Below are 18,963 nucleotides of genomic sequence, written 5' to 3'. Positions count from 1 at the left end.
CGAACGTGTAGACAGCGCATGCCGCCGTTATTTGTCACTTTCATAGAATTGGTGGGATGCGTTTGTTTGCCATGAAACGAATTCGGATGAAAATATTTCTCGCCATGCTCCTGACCACGGCCCTGCCTCTGGCGATCACGGCCAGCATCATTCTGTACCAGGTGGACCAACAGATCGAGCGGGACCAGGAGTTCGCGGAGAACCGGATTACGCACGATCTGAAGGCGAAGATCGAGGAGTTCTCGGTAACGCTGAGCGAGACGGCTTATCAGATCTACTCGAACCCGGACTTGATCGAGAGCATCGCGCTCGGCAAGGAATTCTTGAGCGACAGCCGAACGTACGATACGCACCGGGACATTCACGAATTCTTCCTCAACGTCTATAACCAGTCGAGGGTGAAGAATATCCTCGGCATGTACTTATTTCGCCTAGGCCAGACCGACCTATTAGGCAACTTCTTCCCGAATATCTATCCGCATTTCGAAGCATCCGATCTAACGGCGCTTCAACGGGAGATCAAGAGGCAAGATTACGCACCTTCGATGAAGGTCATCTATTCGTCGCCTTACCGTGAGCCGATCGTCCAATTCCTCTATACGGTACGCTATCGCGGGGAGCCGGCCGGGCTGCTCGTGATCGATCTGTCGGAGAAGGTGTTCCGCGAGATGACCGAATCGTACAATACGTTCTACCGCGGGCAAATCTCGATCATGAACCCGGATGGCACGATCGTATATGGGACCGAACCCCTGCAGACGGGACAGCAATATACAGGACAGAAGGGCCCGCATATGGTATCGATTCAGACCGAACTCGCGTCCTCCTCGTGGAAGCTGAACTATACATACGAGATCCATCCCGAGCAGCTTTTCTACCAACGGATCGCTCTGATTATGATAGCGATTGCATTCCTGCTTGCCATCGTCTTCTCGCTGTGGCTCAGCTTCAATATTACGAAGCCGATCATCCAGATGCACCGGCAGATGATCCGGATCCAGATCGGGGACTACAGCGGCCGGGTCGAGGTGAAGACGAAGGACGAGATCGGATTCCTCGGCAATCAGTTCAATGCGATGACGGAGAAAATGGAGCAGCTCATCGAGCACGACCTGAAGCTGCGCCTCGTGAACCAGGAAACGCAGATCAAAGCACTGCAGGCGCAAATCTCGCCGCACTTCTTGTTCAACACGCTGCAGATGATGGCCGGCATCGCCGAGGTCAACCGAGTTCCCGAGCTGAAGCTCATCTGCCAGTCGCTCAGCAACATGTACCGCTACAATATGTACATCGAGAACGAATGGGTGAACCTGCGCGACGAAGTGATGCATATCCGCAATTATCTCGTTATCATTAACAAACGTTTCCCGGGCGTCATCCGCGTCCGCTTCGACTTAGACCCCGGCACGATGGAAGCCCGCATCCCGAAGCTAATCCTCCAGCCGATCGTGGAAAACGCGGTCGAACATGGGCTGATCCCGCATCCGGGCGACCGCAAGCTGATCAAGATTACGGCGCGCATCAGCCCGTCCGAAGATTGCTTGTACCTCGGCGTCGTCGATAACGGCATCGGCTTGGACGAGAAGGAGCTTGATGCGCTCCGGAAAATGCTTTTCCATGACCGCCGAAGCGAGGACAAGGAGAAAGGTTCCATCGGGCTGCATAACGTCCATTCCCGCATACGTCTCATCTGCGGAGACGACTTTGGCTTTCAATTAAAGAGCCGCAAAGGCCGAGGCACATGGGTCATCTACCGTCTGCCACTTAGAAAGGAGTAAATACGATGCGTATCTTAATCGTCGACGACGAATCTGCCGTACACGAGCAATTGGACAGTCTAATCCCTTGGGAGAAGCTTGGCTGGGAGATCGCCGGGCACGCCTATAACGGAGAGGAGGCCAAACGGCTGGCGGAGGCAAGCCGCCCTCATCTCATCCTGACCGATATCCGAATGCCGTTAACGGACGGGCTGGGGTTCATGGCTTGGCTGGAGCATTCGGACGTCAGCGCGAAGGTCATCGTGCTCAGCGGTTACGGAGAGTTCGAATACTCGCGATCCGCATTCAAGCTCGGCGCCTACGATTACTTATTGAAGCCGGTCCAAGAGGGAGAGCTGCTACGGGCGCTCGGCAAGGCGGTGGAGCAGATTCAGAAGGATTCACGCTCCCAGGCGGAACGCATCCATGAGAAAGCGGTGCTCGGCGAAGGGCTGGTGCTTATGCAAGACGAGTTCTTGACGCAGATCGTCGGCTCGTCCATCACCGATGAGAACGAGATCGCCGTGCAGGCGCAGCGTCTGCTGCTGCAGCTGCCGGAGACGGGTTACGCGGCGGCGATTGTCCGGTTCACGGACTTCGAAGAGCAGATTCAAGCTAGGTACGAAGGCGACCGGCCGGCCTTTTATTACGCCGCTCGCAACGTCATTCGTGAAGTGGCTGGCCCATCGTCGCTCGTCTTCCGGAACCTGTACCACATCAACGAATTCGTCCTGTTCGTGCCGATGGCCGATAAGCAGGTCAGCGCCTTGTTGCCGAAGCTCGGCCAGCTTCAAGCCGGACTCACGAACGGGCTTAAGATGCGCGCGATCATCGGCGTCAGCGGCTATAAGACGCGCATCTCGAAGATGGCGACCGCCTATGCCGAAGCCCAGCAGGCGTTGGAGACGTTGAAGCTGGCAGGCGACCAGCCCGTCATCTGCTACAGCGGGGAAGCGCGCGGGGCGAAACGAGAAATCTCGAAGGCCGAGGTGTTGTGGAAAGACATCGGTCTGCTCTTCGATCTGCTGATCGAGACCGGCTCCCTGCGCGACAACGACAAGCTGATCGAGTTGCTGGAGGAAGCCTTCCACGAGAATATGCTGGGCGCGATGAGCGTCTCCGACTGGAAGAAGTCGGTCACCGAGCTGATGCGCAAGCTGTCGCTCTATCCGATGAACGAGGACATGAGCCTCTTGCTAGGCGAGGTGAAGTCATCTGTGCAGGCGCTGCATTTTCTGCATACGAAGGAATCGTTGCTCAGGCTGACGGGCAGCCTCATCGCCCAGAATTCGACGGAGTACAAGGCCAAGAGCGGCAAGCAGCTGATCGAGGTGATCCGCACCTATATCGACGAGCAATACCGTACCGTGTCGCTGGATCAGATTGCCGAGCGCTACTATATCAACAAGAATTACTTCTGCACGCTGTTCAAAAATATCGTAGGCGTCAGCTTTCTCGAGTATGTGACGGGGCTGCGGATCGAACAGGCCAAGAAGCTGCTCAGCAACAGCACGCTTCGGGCGTATGAAGTGGCGGACGCGGTCGGTTACACGGACCAGCGGTATTTCAGCCAAGTGTTCCGCAAGGCGACCGGGGTGAAGCCGACCGAATTCCGGCAAATGGCCGGCGGGGAGCGCGGCGAGTCGTAATATTTTAAACATTGCTGTGAATATCGAGTCATTACCCCCTTGATTCTTCCGCGATACAATTAAAGCGTAAACAAAACGATACGATCGAGAGAGAGGGGCTCCTCCATGAAAATGGCGAAATGGTCTATGGTCTTGATTAGCAGCATGATGCTCGCATCCGCGCTGTCGGCATGCGGTAACAGCAATAATGAAACGCCGGCACCTTCGAATGAGACTTCCGGTACGAATACCTCGGCAACCGAGCCAGAGACGAAGACGGAAGCGGTCACGCTGAAATTCTGGTCGGCGCTCGACCCGAGCTCGGATCAAGGCAAGACGATTCAACAGAAGGTCAAAGAATTCGACGACAGCCATGACAATATCAACGTCGACCTGCAGGTCATCTCCTACGACGTCCTGCACGACAAGTTGGTGGCCGCGATCAACGCGGGCGACGCGCCGGATATCAGCTGGGGCCTCGGCGAATGGTTCGGCGAGTTCAACAAGCTGGATGCGTTGGCCGATCTGACGGATTCGTTCAATGCCTGGCCGGAGAAAGATAAGATCTACCCGAACGTGCTCGAGGCGATGCAAGTCGACGGCAAATTGAAAGCCCTGCCGAACTACCTCGGCATCCGCGCGCTCCTGTATCATGAAGACCTGCTCAAGCAAGGCGGTCTAACCGAGCCGCCGAAGACGTGGGATGAGCTGCTGAACGCGGCGCAGGCGTTCAAGGACAAGACGGGCAAAGAAATCTTCGGCATTGCCGGCGCTGGCGTACGCTCGCCGCAAGAGCTCATCATGTACCTGGCGCAGAACGACGTGGCGCTCGCCGAGAAACAAGCCGACGGCAAGTTCAAGAATACCTGGCAGGATAACCCGGATCAATTGGCCAAAGCTGCGGAAGTGTTCCAATTCTATCAAGACCTCGTGGCGAAGAACGCGGTGAAAGCTGACGCGCGCACTTGGGGCTGGGAAGAAGAAGACCAGAACTTCGTGCTCGGCCAATATGCGATGGTCGTGAACGGCACATGGATCGAGGGCCGCGCTTCCGAGAATCCGGAAGGGATGAAGGACGTGAAGGTTGCGCCTCCGATCTACGGCAGCAAGCCTGCGACGTTCATGGAGATCGCGCCGCTGTTCATCTACAAGTCGAAGCATCCGGAAGAAACATTCGAGTTCGCCACGTTCCTGATGGGCGCCGATTACCAAAAGGCGGTTAACCCGTCCAGCGCGCCGCGCACCGACGTCGTGAGCGAAGGCTGGGGCAAAGAATTCATGGCGCTTGCCGAGCAGGGCATCGCGTATCCGGCCGTCTCGCTGGGCGGCATCACGAAGGCGATGGAAGATTCCTTGGCGCTCGCGCTGCTCAAGAAAGAGAAGCCGGAGGATGTGGCCAAGAAGCTAGCCGACGCGATCAACGACAGCTTGAAGAAGAACGGCGAGCTGAGCGGGAGCTAAGTCTATAAGTTGAACTTATGAAAATCAACCAAAGAGCGGAGAAAGAGAGATGAATCTGAAGAAGTAAGGTGGATGTTGCGATGCATTCCGATAATCGCAAGACAATCACCTGTAACGTTCGCCTTTGTGAGAGGATTACCCCCTTAACTCATACATTCAAGTAATCCGCGAACAACAGCGATCGGAAGATCATCACTCTTGCGCAGCAACACCTGGTTGAAATTTCTGTATAAAAAGCAAGTATCGCCTGGGAGGCGCGGACACTTGCGTTACCTCGCGAATGCTTGCTTTTTCATTCTGGATAAAGTGGTGAACGAACATGCTGACGTTAAGAGAGAAGCGAGCAAGACGAATCGCGGTTGCATTCATCGTACCGGCGTTGCTGTTCTTCCTCCTGCTGAATGCCTTCCCGCTCGGGCAGGTGCTATGGGACAGCTTTCAATTGAAGAATCTGCTGAATAAAGCGGAGAACGGATTCGCGGGATTAGCGAATTACGCAGAGGTTGTGAAGGCTGAATATTTCATGACGGCGCTTAGGAATACCGTCATCTGGACCGTGTTATCCGTGGCCGGCGAATATGTGCTGGGCCTTGTATCGGCGATTGCGCTTAATCAGAAAGTCATTGGCAGAACGTTATTCCGAGGCGTTATTATCATCCCTTGGGTCGTACCGATCGTGATCGCGGGGATGACATGGACATGGATGCTGACGCCGGACTACGGCATTCTCAATATATGGATGGTTAAGCTTGGCATCATCGATCAGCCTTACTATTGGCTGGGCGAACTGAACACGGCGCTGCTCACGGTTGTCTTCGTCAACATCTGGCGGAGCTTCCCGTTCTTCACGATCAGCCTGCTGGCCGGACTGCAATCGGTGTCCCGGGATATGATCGAAGCCGCCGCCATCGATGGAGCGGGCGTACGCCGCCGGTTCTGGCACATCGTGCTGCCGCAGCTGAAGACGGTGTCGCTGACGATTGTGTTCATCCACATCATCTGGACGGCCGTGAACTTCGACTTCATCTGGGTGATGACCGAAGGAGGACCGCTCCATTCGTCCGAGACGCTCCCGATCATGATCTACCGTTACGCGATGCAGGAATACAATTTCGGCCAGGCTTCGGCGCTTGCCTCGATGATGCTCGGTTTCATGGTCGCCGGATTCGTACTCTACTACTTCTACGCCACGCGGAAAAACAGGGGGTGATCACATGTTAATCAGCCGTCGGAAGCAAAGAATTCTGACTATTGCGACATATTTGGTGCTGGCGGGGTTCACGTTTTATTGCCTCATGCCATTCCTGTGGATGTTCGTCACCTCGATCAAGCCGGATGACCAGATCCGCACGCTGAACCCGAGCTTCCTGGTGAAAAAGATGACGTTCGGCCACTTTGACAACGTGCTGAACAACTCGGCATTCTTGACCTTTTTCAAAAACAGCTTGTTCATCGCCTCGGTAACAACCGTCGCCGCGCTCCTGATCTCGATCTTCGCAGGATACGCGCTGAGCCGATTCGTCCGGTTCAAAGGCGTCAAGCTATTCGGCGTCGCGATGATGCTGTCGCAGATGATCCCGGGAGTTCTGCTGCTCATTCCGCTCTATCTCCTGATGAAGAACGTCTCGCTCATCAACACGTACGCCTCGCTCATCCTGGCGTACACCACGTTCACCGTTCCGCTGTGCACGTTCATGATGAAAGGCTTCTTCGATACGATTCCGTACGAGATGGAGGAATCGGCGGAGATCGACGGCTGCAGCCGCGTCGGAATCATCTTCCGCATTCTGCTGCCGGTCTCGCTGCCGTCGCTCGTATCGACGTCCTTGTTCGCCTTCCTCAATGCATGGAATGAGTTCATGTTCGGTTTCGTGTTCATCAACGACGAGTCGCACCGGACGTTAACGCCAGGCGTGAGCCTGTTCAAAGGGTTGTACCAGACGGATTGGGGCAGCATGATGGCCGCCTCCGTGCTCAGCGTGCTCCCGATCGTCATTATCTTCGTATTCCTGCAGCGCTTCTTGGTGGAAGGCATGACGGCAGGCGCGGTGAAAGGCTAAGGTGAGGCAACATGATTGAATCCACATGGCAGCGCATCTCCGAGAACGGCATTGAGCTCTTGCTCGAGATTACGGCAGACGGCGATGTCCGGCTGCTGCACTTCGGGACGGGAGAGCCGGAAGACGTAGCGCAATGGCCGGATAAAATACGGGCGAAATACCGCCTTATCGAGGTTCACGCCAGCGGCGAGAACCATAACGACCATCACGGGTCGAAGCATACCGGCACGCTGCCGGGCGGGCGGCTGAAGCTGATCGGCACGGAGGATCGGCGCAATGCGAGCGGCCGGTGGATCACCTGGCAGTTGGAGGATCGCCAGACAGGCTTGACGGCGCATTATCATCTTCAATTCTATGACCGGATCCAGGTCGTCCGGACATGGACGGAGCTGGCCAATTCGAGCACGGAGACGATCGGCCTCGAGTATGTATCGACCTTCGCCCTGTATGGCATCGACCGCGAGGGTATGGGGGATCGCGGTGAGAAGATGCGGCTGCATATCCCGCACAATACGTGGTATGGCGAAGCCCAGTGGCGGCAGTACAGCCTGCCCGAGCTTGGACTGGAGCAGGTCAATGCCTTCTCCATGAAGCGGTTATCGTATGCGAGCACGGGCACATGGTCCAGTTCGCAATACGCGCCGATGGGATTCCTGGAGAATGCCGAAGCGGGTACCGGACTTGTCTGGCAGATCGAGCACAACGGCTCATGGCACTGGGAAATCAGCGATATGGCCGACCAGCTGTACCTGCAGCTGAGCGGGCCGACGGAAGCCGAGAATCATTGGTGGAAAACGCTCGCCCCGGGCGAGACGTTCGTGACGGTTCCGGCGGCGATCGGCGTCGTGAAGGGCGGGGTCGAGAAGGCCATCGCCGAGATGACGCGGTATCGCAGAGCCATTCGCCGTCCCAATGCGGACAATGTCCGGCTGCCCGTTATTTTCAACGACTACATGAATTGCTTGTTCGGCGACCCGACGACGGAGAAGCTGCTGCCGCTGATCGATGCGGCCGCCGCAGCCGGCTGCGAGTATTATTGCGTCGATTGCGGCTGGTATTCCGATGGCGAGTGGTGGGACGGAGTCGGCGAATGGCTGCCGTCGGAGGCCCGTTTTCCGGGCGGGATCGGCGAAGTCATGCAATATATCCGGGATAAGGGCATGATCGGCGGACTGTGGCTGGAGATTGAAGTGATGGGCACGCAGTGCAAGCTGGCCTCGGAGGTGCCGGACGACTGGTTTTTTCTCCGCCACGGCAAACGGGTCATCGACCATGCCCGTTATCAGCTCGACTTCCGCAATCCGGACGTGAGGGCGTATGCGGACAAGGTTATCGACCGGGTCGTAGGCGAGTACGGCGCCGGTTATATCAAGATGGACTACAACATTAACGCCGGGATCGGCACCGATCATGAAGCGGACAGCGCCGGAGACGGCCTGCTCGACCATAATCGCGCTTATCTCGGCTGGCTGGACGGCGTATTCGCGCGTTATCCCGATCTCGTCATCGAGAATTGCGGCAGCGGCGGCATGCGCATCGATTACGCGTTGCTAAGCAGGCACAGCATTCAATCGACGAGCGATCAGACGGATTACGCGAAGAATGCCGTCATCGCGGCTGCCAGCGCTTCCCTCGTGACGCCGGAACAAGCCGCGGTCTGGTCGTATCCGCTGCGGGAAGGCGACGAGGAAGAAGTCATCGTGAATATGGTCAATTCGCTGCTGCTGCGCATCCATCAGAGCGGACATCTGGCCGAGATCAGCAGCGAACGGTTAGCGCTGGTGCAAGAGGCGATCGCCTACTACAAGGAGATTCGCGGCCATATCCGCGAAGGGCTGCCGTTCTGGCCGCTTGGACTGCCGAATTTCGAGAGCCCCTGGCTTAGCTTCGGCATTCGCAATAACAGCACGTGGCTGCTGGCCGTCTGGCGCATGGACGATTCGGAGGAGACGTGCAAGATTCCGATCCCGGCGCTCAGACATCTGCCGATTCAGGCACGAATGGCCTATCCGTCTAACGCAGACGAGGCCTGGTCCTGGGACGCCTCGCAAGGAGCATTGACGGTTACTTTGCCGAAGACCCGAATGGCTAGACTGTTCGAGTTTCAGGTGCAATGAGACGATAAATGGTGACACAAAGAACCCGCAAGAGGACGCATTATGCGCGCTTGCGGGTTGTTTGCGTTGCAGGATCACTGCAGATACAGGTTAATCTCCGCGATCGACCACCAATTGCCTGCCGTACCGGTCTGATTGATGTTGAAGTACCTTGCGTTCACCGTATCGAATTTGACGCGCTGCACGGGGCCGGGACCTGCGCTGCTAGCCACCGGCGTCCAATTCGTTCCGTCGTTCGAGACATAGAGCGTGAAGCTCCGCGCATAGTCGGACGGGGAGCCGCCTCCGTTGATTTCCAGCGTGTTAAAAGTCCGCGATGATCCCATGTCTACTTGGTACCACTCATCGCCGGATTGCGATTTGCCCGACGACCAACGGGAAGCCGAGTGGTCCAGCGGATCCGAATAAGGCGCGACGCGCGGCGATTGCAGCCATTCATCGATGGCGACGCCAGGGTTGCCGCCTGCTTCGGTGTGGGAAGCCGTAGCCGTCCATCCGGCATGGCTGATTCGTGTCCCCATGGAAGGAGACTTCTCTACTCCGAAGGCGTTAATCTCCGCGATACTCCACCAGTTGGAGGCGGCAGTCCCCGTCTGCGTAACCTTCAGATATCTGGCGAAGGTAGCGGGGAAAGCGATCATGACGTCTTGCGCGGCAACCGAGCCTTCCGCGACCCGCTGCCAATTGACCCCATCGAGTGAAGCGTCTACCGCGTAGCCTTGCGGATAGTCGCCGGTAAAGCTGCCCGCGTTCAGCGCCATACCGGAGATGGTGTTGATCGTACCCATATCCACCTGGAACCACTGACCGTTAGCCTGCGCGGCCCCGTTCGCCCAACGTGTCGCAAGATTGCCGTCCAGCGCGCCGTCTGGCGTCGTTCCACTGCCTGATGCAGAAGCCGATACCTGCCAACCGGACCGGTCGATAAGCGTTGGCGCGGCTTGATAGACGCGGAACTCCGCGATCGACCACCAATTCGAGTCGCTGCCGTTCTGAGTCACTTTAAGGTAGCGAGCCGTGCGAGATGGCACGTAGATCTGAACGTCTTGGCCGATCCCCGTTCCGCTGGCAATCGGAGTGCCCCAATTCACGCCGTCATTGGATGCATAGACGCTGTATTGGCGAAGCTGGTCCCCGCTGTTCGGTCCTGCATCGAGCGAGATTTTGTTGAAGGTATGCGCCGATCCCATATCGACTTGGAACCACTGGTCGGCTGTTTGCGCCGTTCCGTTCGCCCATCTCGTCGAAGAGGATCCGTCCAGTGCTTGGCTTGCGGTATCCGACCCGTTCGTCGAAGACGCGGTCGCTGTCCATCCGTTCCGCGGAAGCAGGCCGCTCTGGCTGTTGTACAAGGAGAGATCCGCGATGGACCACCAATGACTGGCGCTGCCCGTTAACGTAATCCGGATATACGATCTGGTCTGAGAAGCGAAAGCGATGTTCGTCATATGATTGGTTCCGGTCCCCGATGCAACCGGGCTGCCCCAATTGGTTCCGTCATCAGAGACATGTAGCTGGTAGGAGACGGGGGCGTCGCTCGACAAGGAGCCGAGATTCAGGCTGACTTGGTCAAAAGTTTGCGCCGCCCCAAGATTCAGCGTGAAGCTCTGGCCTGCCGCTTCATTCGCGCCGCTCGTCCATACCGTGTCCGTATTGCCGTCGATGGCTTGCGTTGCCGTATAGGACCCGCTCGTATGCGAGGCGGAAGCGGACCATCCGCTCTTCGATAAGGCATCGCCGGTTACCGGCGTCCATTTGTACGTCGCGACCGTATCGCCCGGGATCGTATCGGTAAATTGCCCGTCCGGCGTCACGATCTTGAGCGTCTTAGCCGAAGTGTTGCTGTCCGTCGCATTGCTGCCGTTAGGACCCGGCGTTCGGTTGACGACGATGGCGACGATGGTCCCGTCGGGATTCTTGAACGCCACGTTCGTCACATCCGTGCCGATGGCGCCCGTGCTGTCGATCCGGATCGCGCCGGGCTGAATAAATCGTGAGAATTGCCCGAACGTGTAATACCAGGCATTCAGCTTGTAGGTGCTGTTGCCGGGCGTGCCGGCCCATGAGACTTGCGAATCCACCCAGAAGTCGGGATCTTGAGCCGGATCGCGGTACGTATCTTGCCAGAATCCGGGGCCAGGTCCGCCGCCGGCGATCCGGTTCCCGTTCGCGTCGAATGTTTTCGGCACGAATTCGATGAACGTGAGCCAGTAAGTATAGCTGCTCATCCAGTTGCGGAAGTAATCCACCAGCTTCGCGGCGCCGTTCGTTATTTCCGTCAGGTGCATCGTCTTGTCGGGGTACTGGGCATGCAGCGCCGTCGATTGCGTAATCGGCTGCCCGGTATAGTTATGGAACCCGAAACCGTCGACGTATGGCGAGCTGGCCGGATTGACGAGCTCCTTGGCGTAGTCGAACGTGACGTGTTCATTCGCGTCGAGTCCCCAGATCTTCGCCTTGATATCGCCCGCCGCGAACGTCTGGCCCAGAACTTGCGCGAAATTCATCTGTTCGTCGGTCGTCCATAGCGTGCTCGGGTAACCGACCGAGATATCGGGTTCATTTTGCAGCGTCACCGCGTAGATCGGAATGCCATACGACTGGTAGGCTTGAATAAACTTCACATAGTAATTCGCCAGCGCCTGATAGTACTGGGGGAGGACGTGACCGCCATTCACGATGGTGCCGTTATCCTTCATCCAGGCTGGCGGCGACCACATCGACGCATAGAAGCGGACATTCGGATTGATCTGGAGAATCTGCTGCAGCGTCGAGATGACTCCGAGATCGATATCTTTCTGAATGGAGAAATTCGTCAGGTTCGGATCTGTCTGGCCAGCCGGCATATCGTCGTAGGTCCAGTAGCCTTTGTCAGGCGAGATACTTGCGTCGTAATCGGGGCAGAAGTCCGGGCATGCGATGGACAAGCGCATCAAGTTGTAGTTATTCCCGGCAGCGGGATCGAACAGCGCTTGCAAGGCACTTGCCTTATCGGCGCTGCTGAGCCGGTTAAGCTCCCATATGCTGTCGTGCTCGATCGAGCCGCCGAAGCCGACCCACGATTGGTACGTAATCGAAGGGTCGATCGTAATAACCGCGTCGGCAGCGGCGTTCGTGACAGGCGATAACGATTTGTTCGGCTGCGCCGTGAGACGATTGTTGGTATCCGTGTTATTGTAGGAGCTGTATACGGCCTGCACGGCGCTGGTTCCGGCGGCGGAAGCCTGTTCGGCGAACGGCAGGATTCCGGATGGTAAGCACAGCATGGCGATCACCATCAGAACGGCAAACGATTTTTTCATTGTCCAACCTCCCTTGGAATGGTTCCGCAATCTTGGTCCGGTAAATTAATTCGTGGATACCTCCTTTCCCTGTTGTGCGATAAAGCGCTTACAGATTACAATACTAATCATAGTTTCGGCCCGCTGCGCTGTATATTTCACTCTGTTTGGATTTCTGTCCCATCCTTTGGAAGTAGGAAGTGATCCCATGAAACCGAAAGAATTGTTCGCCTCCATGAGAATCATCCCCAAGTTAGTCCTCACCTTCCTGCTCGTCCTGATCCCCCTATATGCGATCGGGCTGTTAATGAACGAATCCGGTTCCCGCAATATCAAGCAGGAGATCGCGAGCTCCTTATCCTCCAGATCGAATCTGTACATGGAGATCGTCGACAACGACCTATACCGGGTTCATCAGCTGCTGCGTCAATACGTCAATGACGAGGACCTGCAGAACTTAAGCGTCAAAGCGGAGATCATGTCCGATTTCGAACGTACCCAGGCCGCGCTGCGCCTGAAGCGAAGGCTCGATCTGCTGAAGCAATCGAGCGGCTTCGTGGCGAATGTCACCGCGATGATCCCGCTCATGAACCGATCCCTCTCTTCGAATGACAATTCCATCCTGGAGCTGGACAGGCCTCAATTCGAAGCCTTGCGGCAACCCCCGAGCCGGCTCGTTTCCCCCTTCATGATGTGGGATGACCGCCTGTTCATGAGCATGCCTTATCCGGAAGGCACGAACAGACCTCCCGTATTCTTGCTCCTTATCGAGATATCCAAGCCTGAACTTCAGGCGGCGCTCGCGCAGTTCACCAATGAAGGCGGCGAGGCGCTGTTGGCTGGCATGAATGGGGATTGGTCCATTGCCAGCGAGGCCGGATCGCCTGACGGTCCTCCAACGATGGCCGGGCTAGGGCAGGTCCAGTTCGACCGCAATGGAGAGACGCAATATCTTTCCGTTAGCAATACCTCCTATATGGCCGTCAGGCAGCAGTCCGAGCGGTTCGGCATGACGCTGACGATGCTCGTTCCGACGGAGAAAATCAATGCGCCCGTTACGACATACCGCAAGTGGATGCTGGCTTTGTCTGCGGCGTCGATCGCGATCGTCCTTTTCTTTTCGTTCAGCATCTATCAAATTATTCATCGGCCGCTGCGCTCGCTCATGCATTCGTTCCGGCGAATCGAGCAGGGCCAATTGAATCAGACGGTGGAGTATCCGTTCAAGGACGAATTCGGTTACCTGTACGATCGGTTCAACAGCATGGTCAAGCAGCTTAATGTGCTCGTTCATGAAGTGTACGAACAGCAGTACCGCGCCAAGCTGTCGGAACTGCGGCATCTGCAGTCGCAGATTAACCCGCATTTTCTGTACAACACGTATTTCATCCTGTACCGGATGGCCAAGCGGGAGGATACGGAGAACGTCGTGCGGCTTACGAAGCATCTGGGCGAATATTTTCAATACATCACGCGCGACGGATCGGACGAGGTGCCGCTCGAGAAGGAAGCCCACCATGCGAGGACGTACACGGATATTCAGACGATCCGGTTCGGACATCGGATCGAGACCCGGTTCGACGACGTTCCCCCTGAAGCGGTCCAGCTGGGGGTGCCGCGTCTCATTTTGCAGCCGATCATAGAGAACGCCTATCACCACGCATTGGAAAAGAAAACGAAAGAAGGTTGGCTCCATGTCTCGTTCGCGTATAGCCCGCAGCGCGTCGTAATCTCCGTCGAAGATAACGGGGACGATTGGACGGCGGAGAAACTAGAGTCGCTGCGCCTTACGCTGCGCGCGGATGACGGGCATGGCGAGCGTACGGGAATGATTAACGTCCACCGTCGATTGCGGATCAAATACGGGGAACAAGCCGGAATCTCGCTTGCCCTCGGGGAGCGGGGCGGACTGCGGGTAGATATCGAGATACCGATCGAGGAGGCAAGCGAATGAGGATGAGATTGTTGATTGTCGATGACGAACCCTACATCGTAGACGGGTTGAAGGAAATGCTGGTCGAGCTGGAGGATCTGGAGCTTGAGCTGTTCACCGCCTACTCCTCGGAGGAAGCGATCGAACGGATGAAGCGGACTAAGATGGACATCGTGCTGAGCGATATTCGCATGCCGGGCATGGACGGCCTTGCGCTGCAGCGCTGGGTGGAGGCGCATTGGCCTCGCTGCAAGGTGATTTTCCTCAGCGGTATGGGCGATTTTCATTATGTGCAGCAGGCGATCCGACATGGCGGCGTCGATTATATCCTCAAGACGGAAGGCGACGAGGCGATCGAAGCCGCCGTCAGACAGGCGATGAAGCAGATTACGGAAGAGGCAGTCAATGAAGCCTTCTTGAAGCGAGCCAAAGACCAACTATGGCAAGCGCTCCCGCTCCTGCGCAAAGATTGGTTCTACAGCGTAATCGATGCGCGGACGTATCGTATGAGCATAAGCCCGGCGAGGCTTGCGGAACTGCATATTCCCTTCATCACGGGGAATCCGATCCTGATGGTCGCCGGCAGAGCGGACCGCTGGCAGGAGGACGAGAGCGGCTCCGCGCAGATGCTGCTGCTCTACGCGATCCAGAATATTGCCGAAGAGTATCTGCAGCAGCGCGCAGCTATCGTTCCGCTCATCCTTGACGGCTCCCATTTCGTATGGCTGCTGCAACCGAGGGTTACGGAGCAGGCGGATGAACCGGTCGGCAGCGAGCAGTGGGAGGCGGACATCCGATTCATCATTGGGACGCTGGAGAGCATCCAGGCGACGATCAAGCAGCTGCTTCGCATCCCCGTCTCGATCGTGACGAACGGAAGCCCCGTGAGCTGGGAAGAACTAGGCGCGACCTATGCAAGGCTGAAGCAGATGCTGGTGCTCGGACTTGGAGATGGCTGCGAAATGCTGATCACGTATTGCGATATTGAGGAGCAGGAGACGGTTTCCGACCTGTCGGACCGATGGCTTCTCGAGCTTGAGCAGGTGCTCGATTCCGGCGATCTGGAGCAGTGGAATACGCTGATCGATGCGCGTTTCGGCTCGGCGCGGTTCCGCAATTACGCGATTTATTCGCAAGCGTACTACTGCGTGGCTTTAATGCTGCTACGACAACTGAACGCTTCCGGAGAAGGAACGGCGCCGGATGGCGAGCAGGCGAAGCGGCTGATGGACCTGCATGCCCATCCTTCCAAAGAGTCCGCCGTGGCCGTGCTTAAGGCCTGCGCATGGTCGCTTATCGAGCAGAGGCGGCGGTCGGTCGACGAACGGACGCACCGGATTATTCAGAAGCTGAACCAGCATATCCGGGCGAATCTGGACCAGGATTTGTCGCTCGACGCCCTGTCCGCGATCGTCTATCTGAACTCCTCCTATCTATCGAGCCTCTATAAACTGTGCACCGGCATGAATGTAACGGAATATATGGCGGACCTTCGCATTCAGAAAGCGAAGGAGCTGCTCGCGGGTTCCATGATGAAAATCCATGAGGTCGGCGCGCAGGTCGGCTACGGAACGGCCGGTTACTTCACCCGCTTCTTCAAGAAGCATACCGGCATGACGCCGCAGGAGTACCGCGCGCTGCATGAATGACAGGTGTTAAGCTTGGAAGTTCGGTGAACTAAACTTAGCCTACGGTCGGTATGGGCTTTCACTCGCTGTTGTTAACGGATTTCTCTTATCTTCATTATCAAATTGGACGAAATCCGTTTACAAAGGCGACCGCTGACGCTGTTCAAGCTCCATACCGACTCTCCGGCTACTTGTTCACCGAACTTCCAAATATACAAAAGAAAGATAAAGCTTCTAAAAGAAGTGAAATATACGGCAGCCCCTGCGAAATTCTATACTAAACCTGTAACCAGCCAGAGCGATGTCTATAGGAGAAAAGGGGAGGTTAACAGATGTTGAAACCAAAGAAGAACGTGGCCGCAGCATCGCTATTATGTTTATCGCTTGTCGTATCCGCTTGCAGCAATAACGGCGACGGCAACCAAGCGAATCCGTCCAATGACAAGGCGGCCAATAGCCAGACGACAGGCGATGAAGCGAATACAAGCGCAGGCAATGCCACGAGCGAAGCGGATCCGCAGTTCGGGAAATACGAGCCCGGCATCGAACTAACGACCGTGCGCGTCATCGACGAGCTGAAATTCGCCAGCGGCGAAACCATCGACAGCAACCAGTGGACCCGAACGCTCGAGGAACGCCTCGGCATTAAGGTGAAGAACAACTGGGTCGTGAAGAAGGATCAAGGCCAAGAGAAGATGAACGTCACGCTTGCATCGGGCGACCTTCCGGATATTTTCGGCGTCAATGCCACGCAGCTCAAGCAGTTGGCGGAAGCCGGAGAGATCTATGATCTGACGGAGCTGTACGAGAAGTATGCTTCTCCGCTCGTCAAGGAATTCGCCGAAGCGACGACGAACGGCCTTGCGGCTTCGACCTTCGACGGCAAGCTAATGGCGTTCCCCGCGGGCAATGCGACGATCGATAACGCCCCGATTCTATGGATCCGCAAGGATTGGTTGACCAAGCTAAGTCTGCCGGAACCGAAGACGATGGACGACGTGATCCGGATCGCGGACGCCTTTACCAATCAGGACCCGGATGGCAACGGCAAGAAGGACAGCTACGGTCTGGCGCTGAACAAGACGCTATTCTGGACCAACGGCGGCGGAAGCTTCGGCATCCTCGAAGGCTTCATGAACGGTTATCACGCCTATCCGCAAAGCTGGATTAAAGATCCCGGCGGCAATCTCGTCTACGGCAGCATACAACCGGAGATGAAGACGGCGCTCGCCAAATTGCAGGAGATGTACAAGAACGGCCTCATCGATAAGGAATTCGGGGTCAAGGACGAAGTGAAGGAAGCGGAGCTTGCATCCGCAGGCAGACTCGGCATGGGCTACGGTCAGATGTGGAACACGCTGTTCCCGCTGACCGACAGCCGGAAGAACGACCCGGCGGCAGATTGGCAGGCATATCCGATCGTCTCCGTCGATAGCACTTCGGCGAGCCCGCAGACGCCGGCGAGCTCGATCTCGAATTATTACGTTGTCCGCAAGGACGCCGAACATCCGGAAGCGCTGTTCAAAATGCTCAATCTCTTCGGCGAGCTGCAATTCGATCCGAAGACGCCGAAGGAGGTCTGGCAGCAGCACTCCAAAGTGGATGGCATCGAAGTGTGGCAGTACTTCCCGTTCGCGGTCGGCCGCCCGGATAAGAACCTCACCATCCATCATAATGTCGTCGCCGCGCTTGAGAACAAAGATGCTTCGGCCCTCAATCCGGAGGAGTTGGACGCCTACAATAACTCGCTTGCGATGCAAGAGGGTACGGGCGATGCGACCAATTGGTCTTACGACAAAGTGTTCGGTAAGGCAGGCTCCTTCAGCGTCATCGACAAGTACGTGACGGAGAAGCTGATCAAATCGAGCGAATATTATGCCGCCCCGACCGCCACGATGACCGATAAGAACGCCACCTTGCTGAAGATGGAGCTGGAGACGTTCACGAAGATTATTATGGGCGCTTCGGTCGACGAGTTCGACAAATTCGTCAGCGACTGGAAGAAGCTCGGCGGCGACCAAATCACGGACGAAGTCAATTCGTGGAATGCGACGAAATAGAACGTCAACGGGAGGGCAAGGGATCACCCGGCCCTCCCGCTTATTTCAGGCAAGAAGGAGGGAACAACCTATGAGCCATCAAGCTGCCCCGGCCGAAGCAGATGCGCGGATGGCGAGCCTGAGCAGCGGGAAGAACCAGAGGCGCAGCCGCATCCCTCAGATTCCGCTGCACCTGATGATCTTGCCCGGCTTGCTGCTCGTCCTCATCTACAATTATGGCCCTATGCTAGGACTCGTCATCGCCTTCCAGAAGTTCGTCCCGGCGAGGGGAATCTGGGATTCCGCCTGGGTCGGACTCGAGAACTTCCGCTACGTGATGGCCTTGCCGGATACGATGCAGATCTTGCGGAATACCATCGTCATCGCGTTCATGAAGATGATCGCGCAGTTGGTCGTGCCCATTATCGTGGCGCTGCTGCTGAATGAAGTGCGCAAGCAATGGTTCAAGCGAAGCATGCAGACGATGATCTATCTGCCGCACTTCCTGTCCTGGATCATACTCGGGGGGATATTGGTCGATATCCTATCCCCATCGGAGGGGATCCTCAACGCCGGGCTTAGCTGGCTGGGGATCGAACCGATTTATTTCCTCGGCGACAATCATTGGTTCCGATTTGTGCTCGTCGCGTCCGACACATGGAAGGAGTTCGGCTTTAATACGATCGTCTACTTGGCGGCGTTAACCGGCATTAACCCGACCTTGTACGAGGCCGCTATCGTGGATGGGGCGGGACGCTGGAAGCAGACGCTGCACGTGACGCTGCCGGGCATGGCCTCGATTATTATTCTGCTCTCGGTATTGAGTCTGGGCAATGTGCTCAACGCGGGATTCGATCAAGTGTTCAACTTGTACAGCCCGCAGGTCTATGAGACGGGCGATATTATCGATACCTTCGTCTATCGGATCGGCCTCGAAGATGCGCAATACGGCGTGGCGACGGCCGTCGGATTGTTCAAGTCCATCGTGTCCTTAACCTTTATCTCTGTGTCGTATTACTTGGCTTACCGCCTTGCCAACTACCGGATATTCTAGAGAAA

Annotated in this window: 11 protein-coding genes; 10 read left to right on the top strand and 1 reads right to left on the bottom strand. The window is 56.5% G+C overall.

The genetic code is table 11. The features are described 5' to 3' along the window. The first annotated feature begins 71 nt into the window (after window positions 1-71). From FHS18_RS32355 to FHS18_RS32330, 6 genes are all read left to right on the top strand, one after another. Entirely contained in the window at window positions 72-1,778 is a 1,707-nt protein-coding gene (locus tag FHS18_RS32355) for a sensor histidine kinase (RefSeq protein WP_183604537.1), read from the top strand. Between the two features lie 5 nt (window positions 1,779-1,783). Further along, window positions 1,784-3,406, top strand: a complete 1,623-nt coding sequence (locus FHS18_RS32350) for a response regulator transcription factor (protein ID WP_183604536.1) — start codon at window positions 1,784-1,786, stop codon at window positions 3,404-3,406. Window positions 3,407-3,511: 105 nt separating this feature from the next. Next, window positions 3,512-4,846 (top strand): ABC transporter substrate-binding protein, encoded by a 1,335-nt coding sequence (locus tag FHS18_RS32345; RefSeq protein ID WP_246428042.1) that lies wholly within the window; start codon window positions 3,512-3,514, stop codon window positions 4,844-4,846. A gap of 319 nt (window positions 4,847-5,165) precedes the next feature. Then, window positions 5,166-6,056 carry a carbohydrate ABC transporter permease gene (locus FHS18_RS32340; RefSeq protein ID WP_183604535.1) on the top strand — a complete coding sequence of 297 codons (891 nt, stop codon included), beginning with the start codon at window positions 5,166-5,168 and terminating at the stop codon, window positions 6,054-6,056. A gap of 4 nt (window positions 6,057-6,060) precedes the next feature. Beyond that, on the top strand, window positions 6,061-6,906 hold the full coding sequence (locus FHS18_RS32335; protein ID WP_183604534.1) for a carbohydrate ABC transporter permease: 846 nt from the start codon (window positions 6,061-6,063) through the stop codon (window positions 6,904-6,906). 11 nt (window positions 6,907-6,917) lie between these two features. Beyond that, window positions 6,918-9,023, top strand: a complete 2,106-nt coding sequence (locus FHS18_RS32330; RefSeq protein WP_183604533.1) for a glycoside hydrolase family 36 protein — start codon at window positions 6,918-6,920, stop codon at window positions 9,021-9,023. Between the two features lie 74 nt (window positions 9,024-9,097). On the opposite strand, the gene FHS18_RS32325 is transcribed toward FHS18_RS32330, so the two are convergent. Continuing rightward, complete coding sequence (locus FHS18_RS32325) at window positions 9,098-12,325, bottom strand: discoidin domain-containing protein (RefSeq protein WP_183604532.1); 3,228 nt, start codon at window positions 12,323-12,325, stop codon at window positions 9,098-9,100. A gap of 187 nt (window positions 12,326-12,512) precedes the next feature. On the opposite strand from FHS18_RS32325, the gene FHS18_RS32320 reads away from it, so the two are divergent. From FHS18_RS32320 to FHS18_RS32305, 4 genes are all read left to right on the top strand, one after another. Beyond that, the gene (locus tag FHS18_RS32320) at window positions 12,513-14,258 is read left to right on the top strand and encodes a sensor histidine kinase (protein ID WP_183604531.1); all 1,746 of its coding nucleotides are present in this window, start codon (window positions 12,513-12,515) and stop codon (window positions 14,256-14,258) included. Continuing rightward, window positions 14,255-15,886: a response regulator transcription factor gene (locus FHS18_RS32315; protein ID WP_183604530.1), complete on the top strand. Its 1,632-nt coding sequence runs from the start codon at window positions 14,255-14,257 to the stop codon at window positions 15,884-15,886. The genes FHS18_RS32320 and FHS18_RS32315 overlap by 4 nt, the downstream gene beginning before the upstream one ends. A gap of 311 nt (window positions 15,887-16,197) precedes the next feature. After that, complete coding sequence (locus FHS18_RS32310; RefSeq protein ID WP_183604529.1) at window positions 16,198-17,925, top strand: extracellular solute-binding protein; 1,728 nt, start codon at window positions 16,198-16,200, stop codon at window positions 17,923-17,925. A gap of 109 nt (window positions 17,926-18,034) precedes the next feature. Next, window positions 18,035-18,958 carry an ABC transporter permease gene (locus FHS18_RS32305; RefSeq protein ID WP_183604544.1) on the top strand — a complete coding sequence of 308 codons (924 nt, stop codon included), beginning with the start codon at window positions 18,035-18,037 and terminating at the stop codon, window positions 18,956-18,958. Window positions 18,959-18,963: the final 5 nt, after the last annotated feature.

This window comes from Paenibacillus phyllosphaerae, assembly GCF_014192105.1.
GTDB lineage: Bacteria > Bacillota > Bacilli > Paenibacillales > Paenibacillaceae > Paenibacillus_Z > Paenibacillus_Z phyllosphaerae.
The sequence above is the reverse complement of the archived record's forward strand: the minus strand, read 5'-3'. Positions and strand labels throughout refer to the sequence as shown.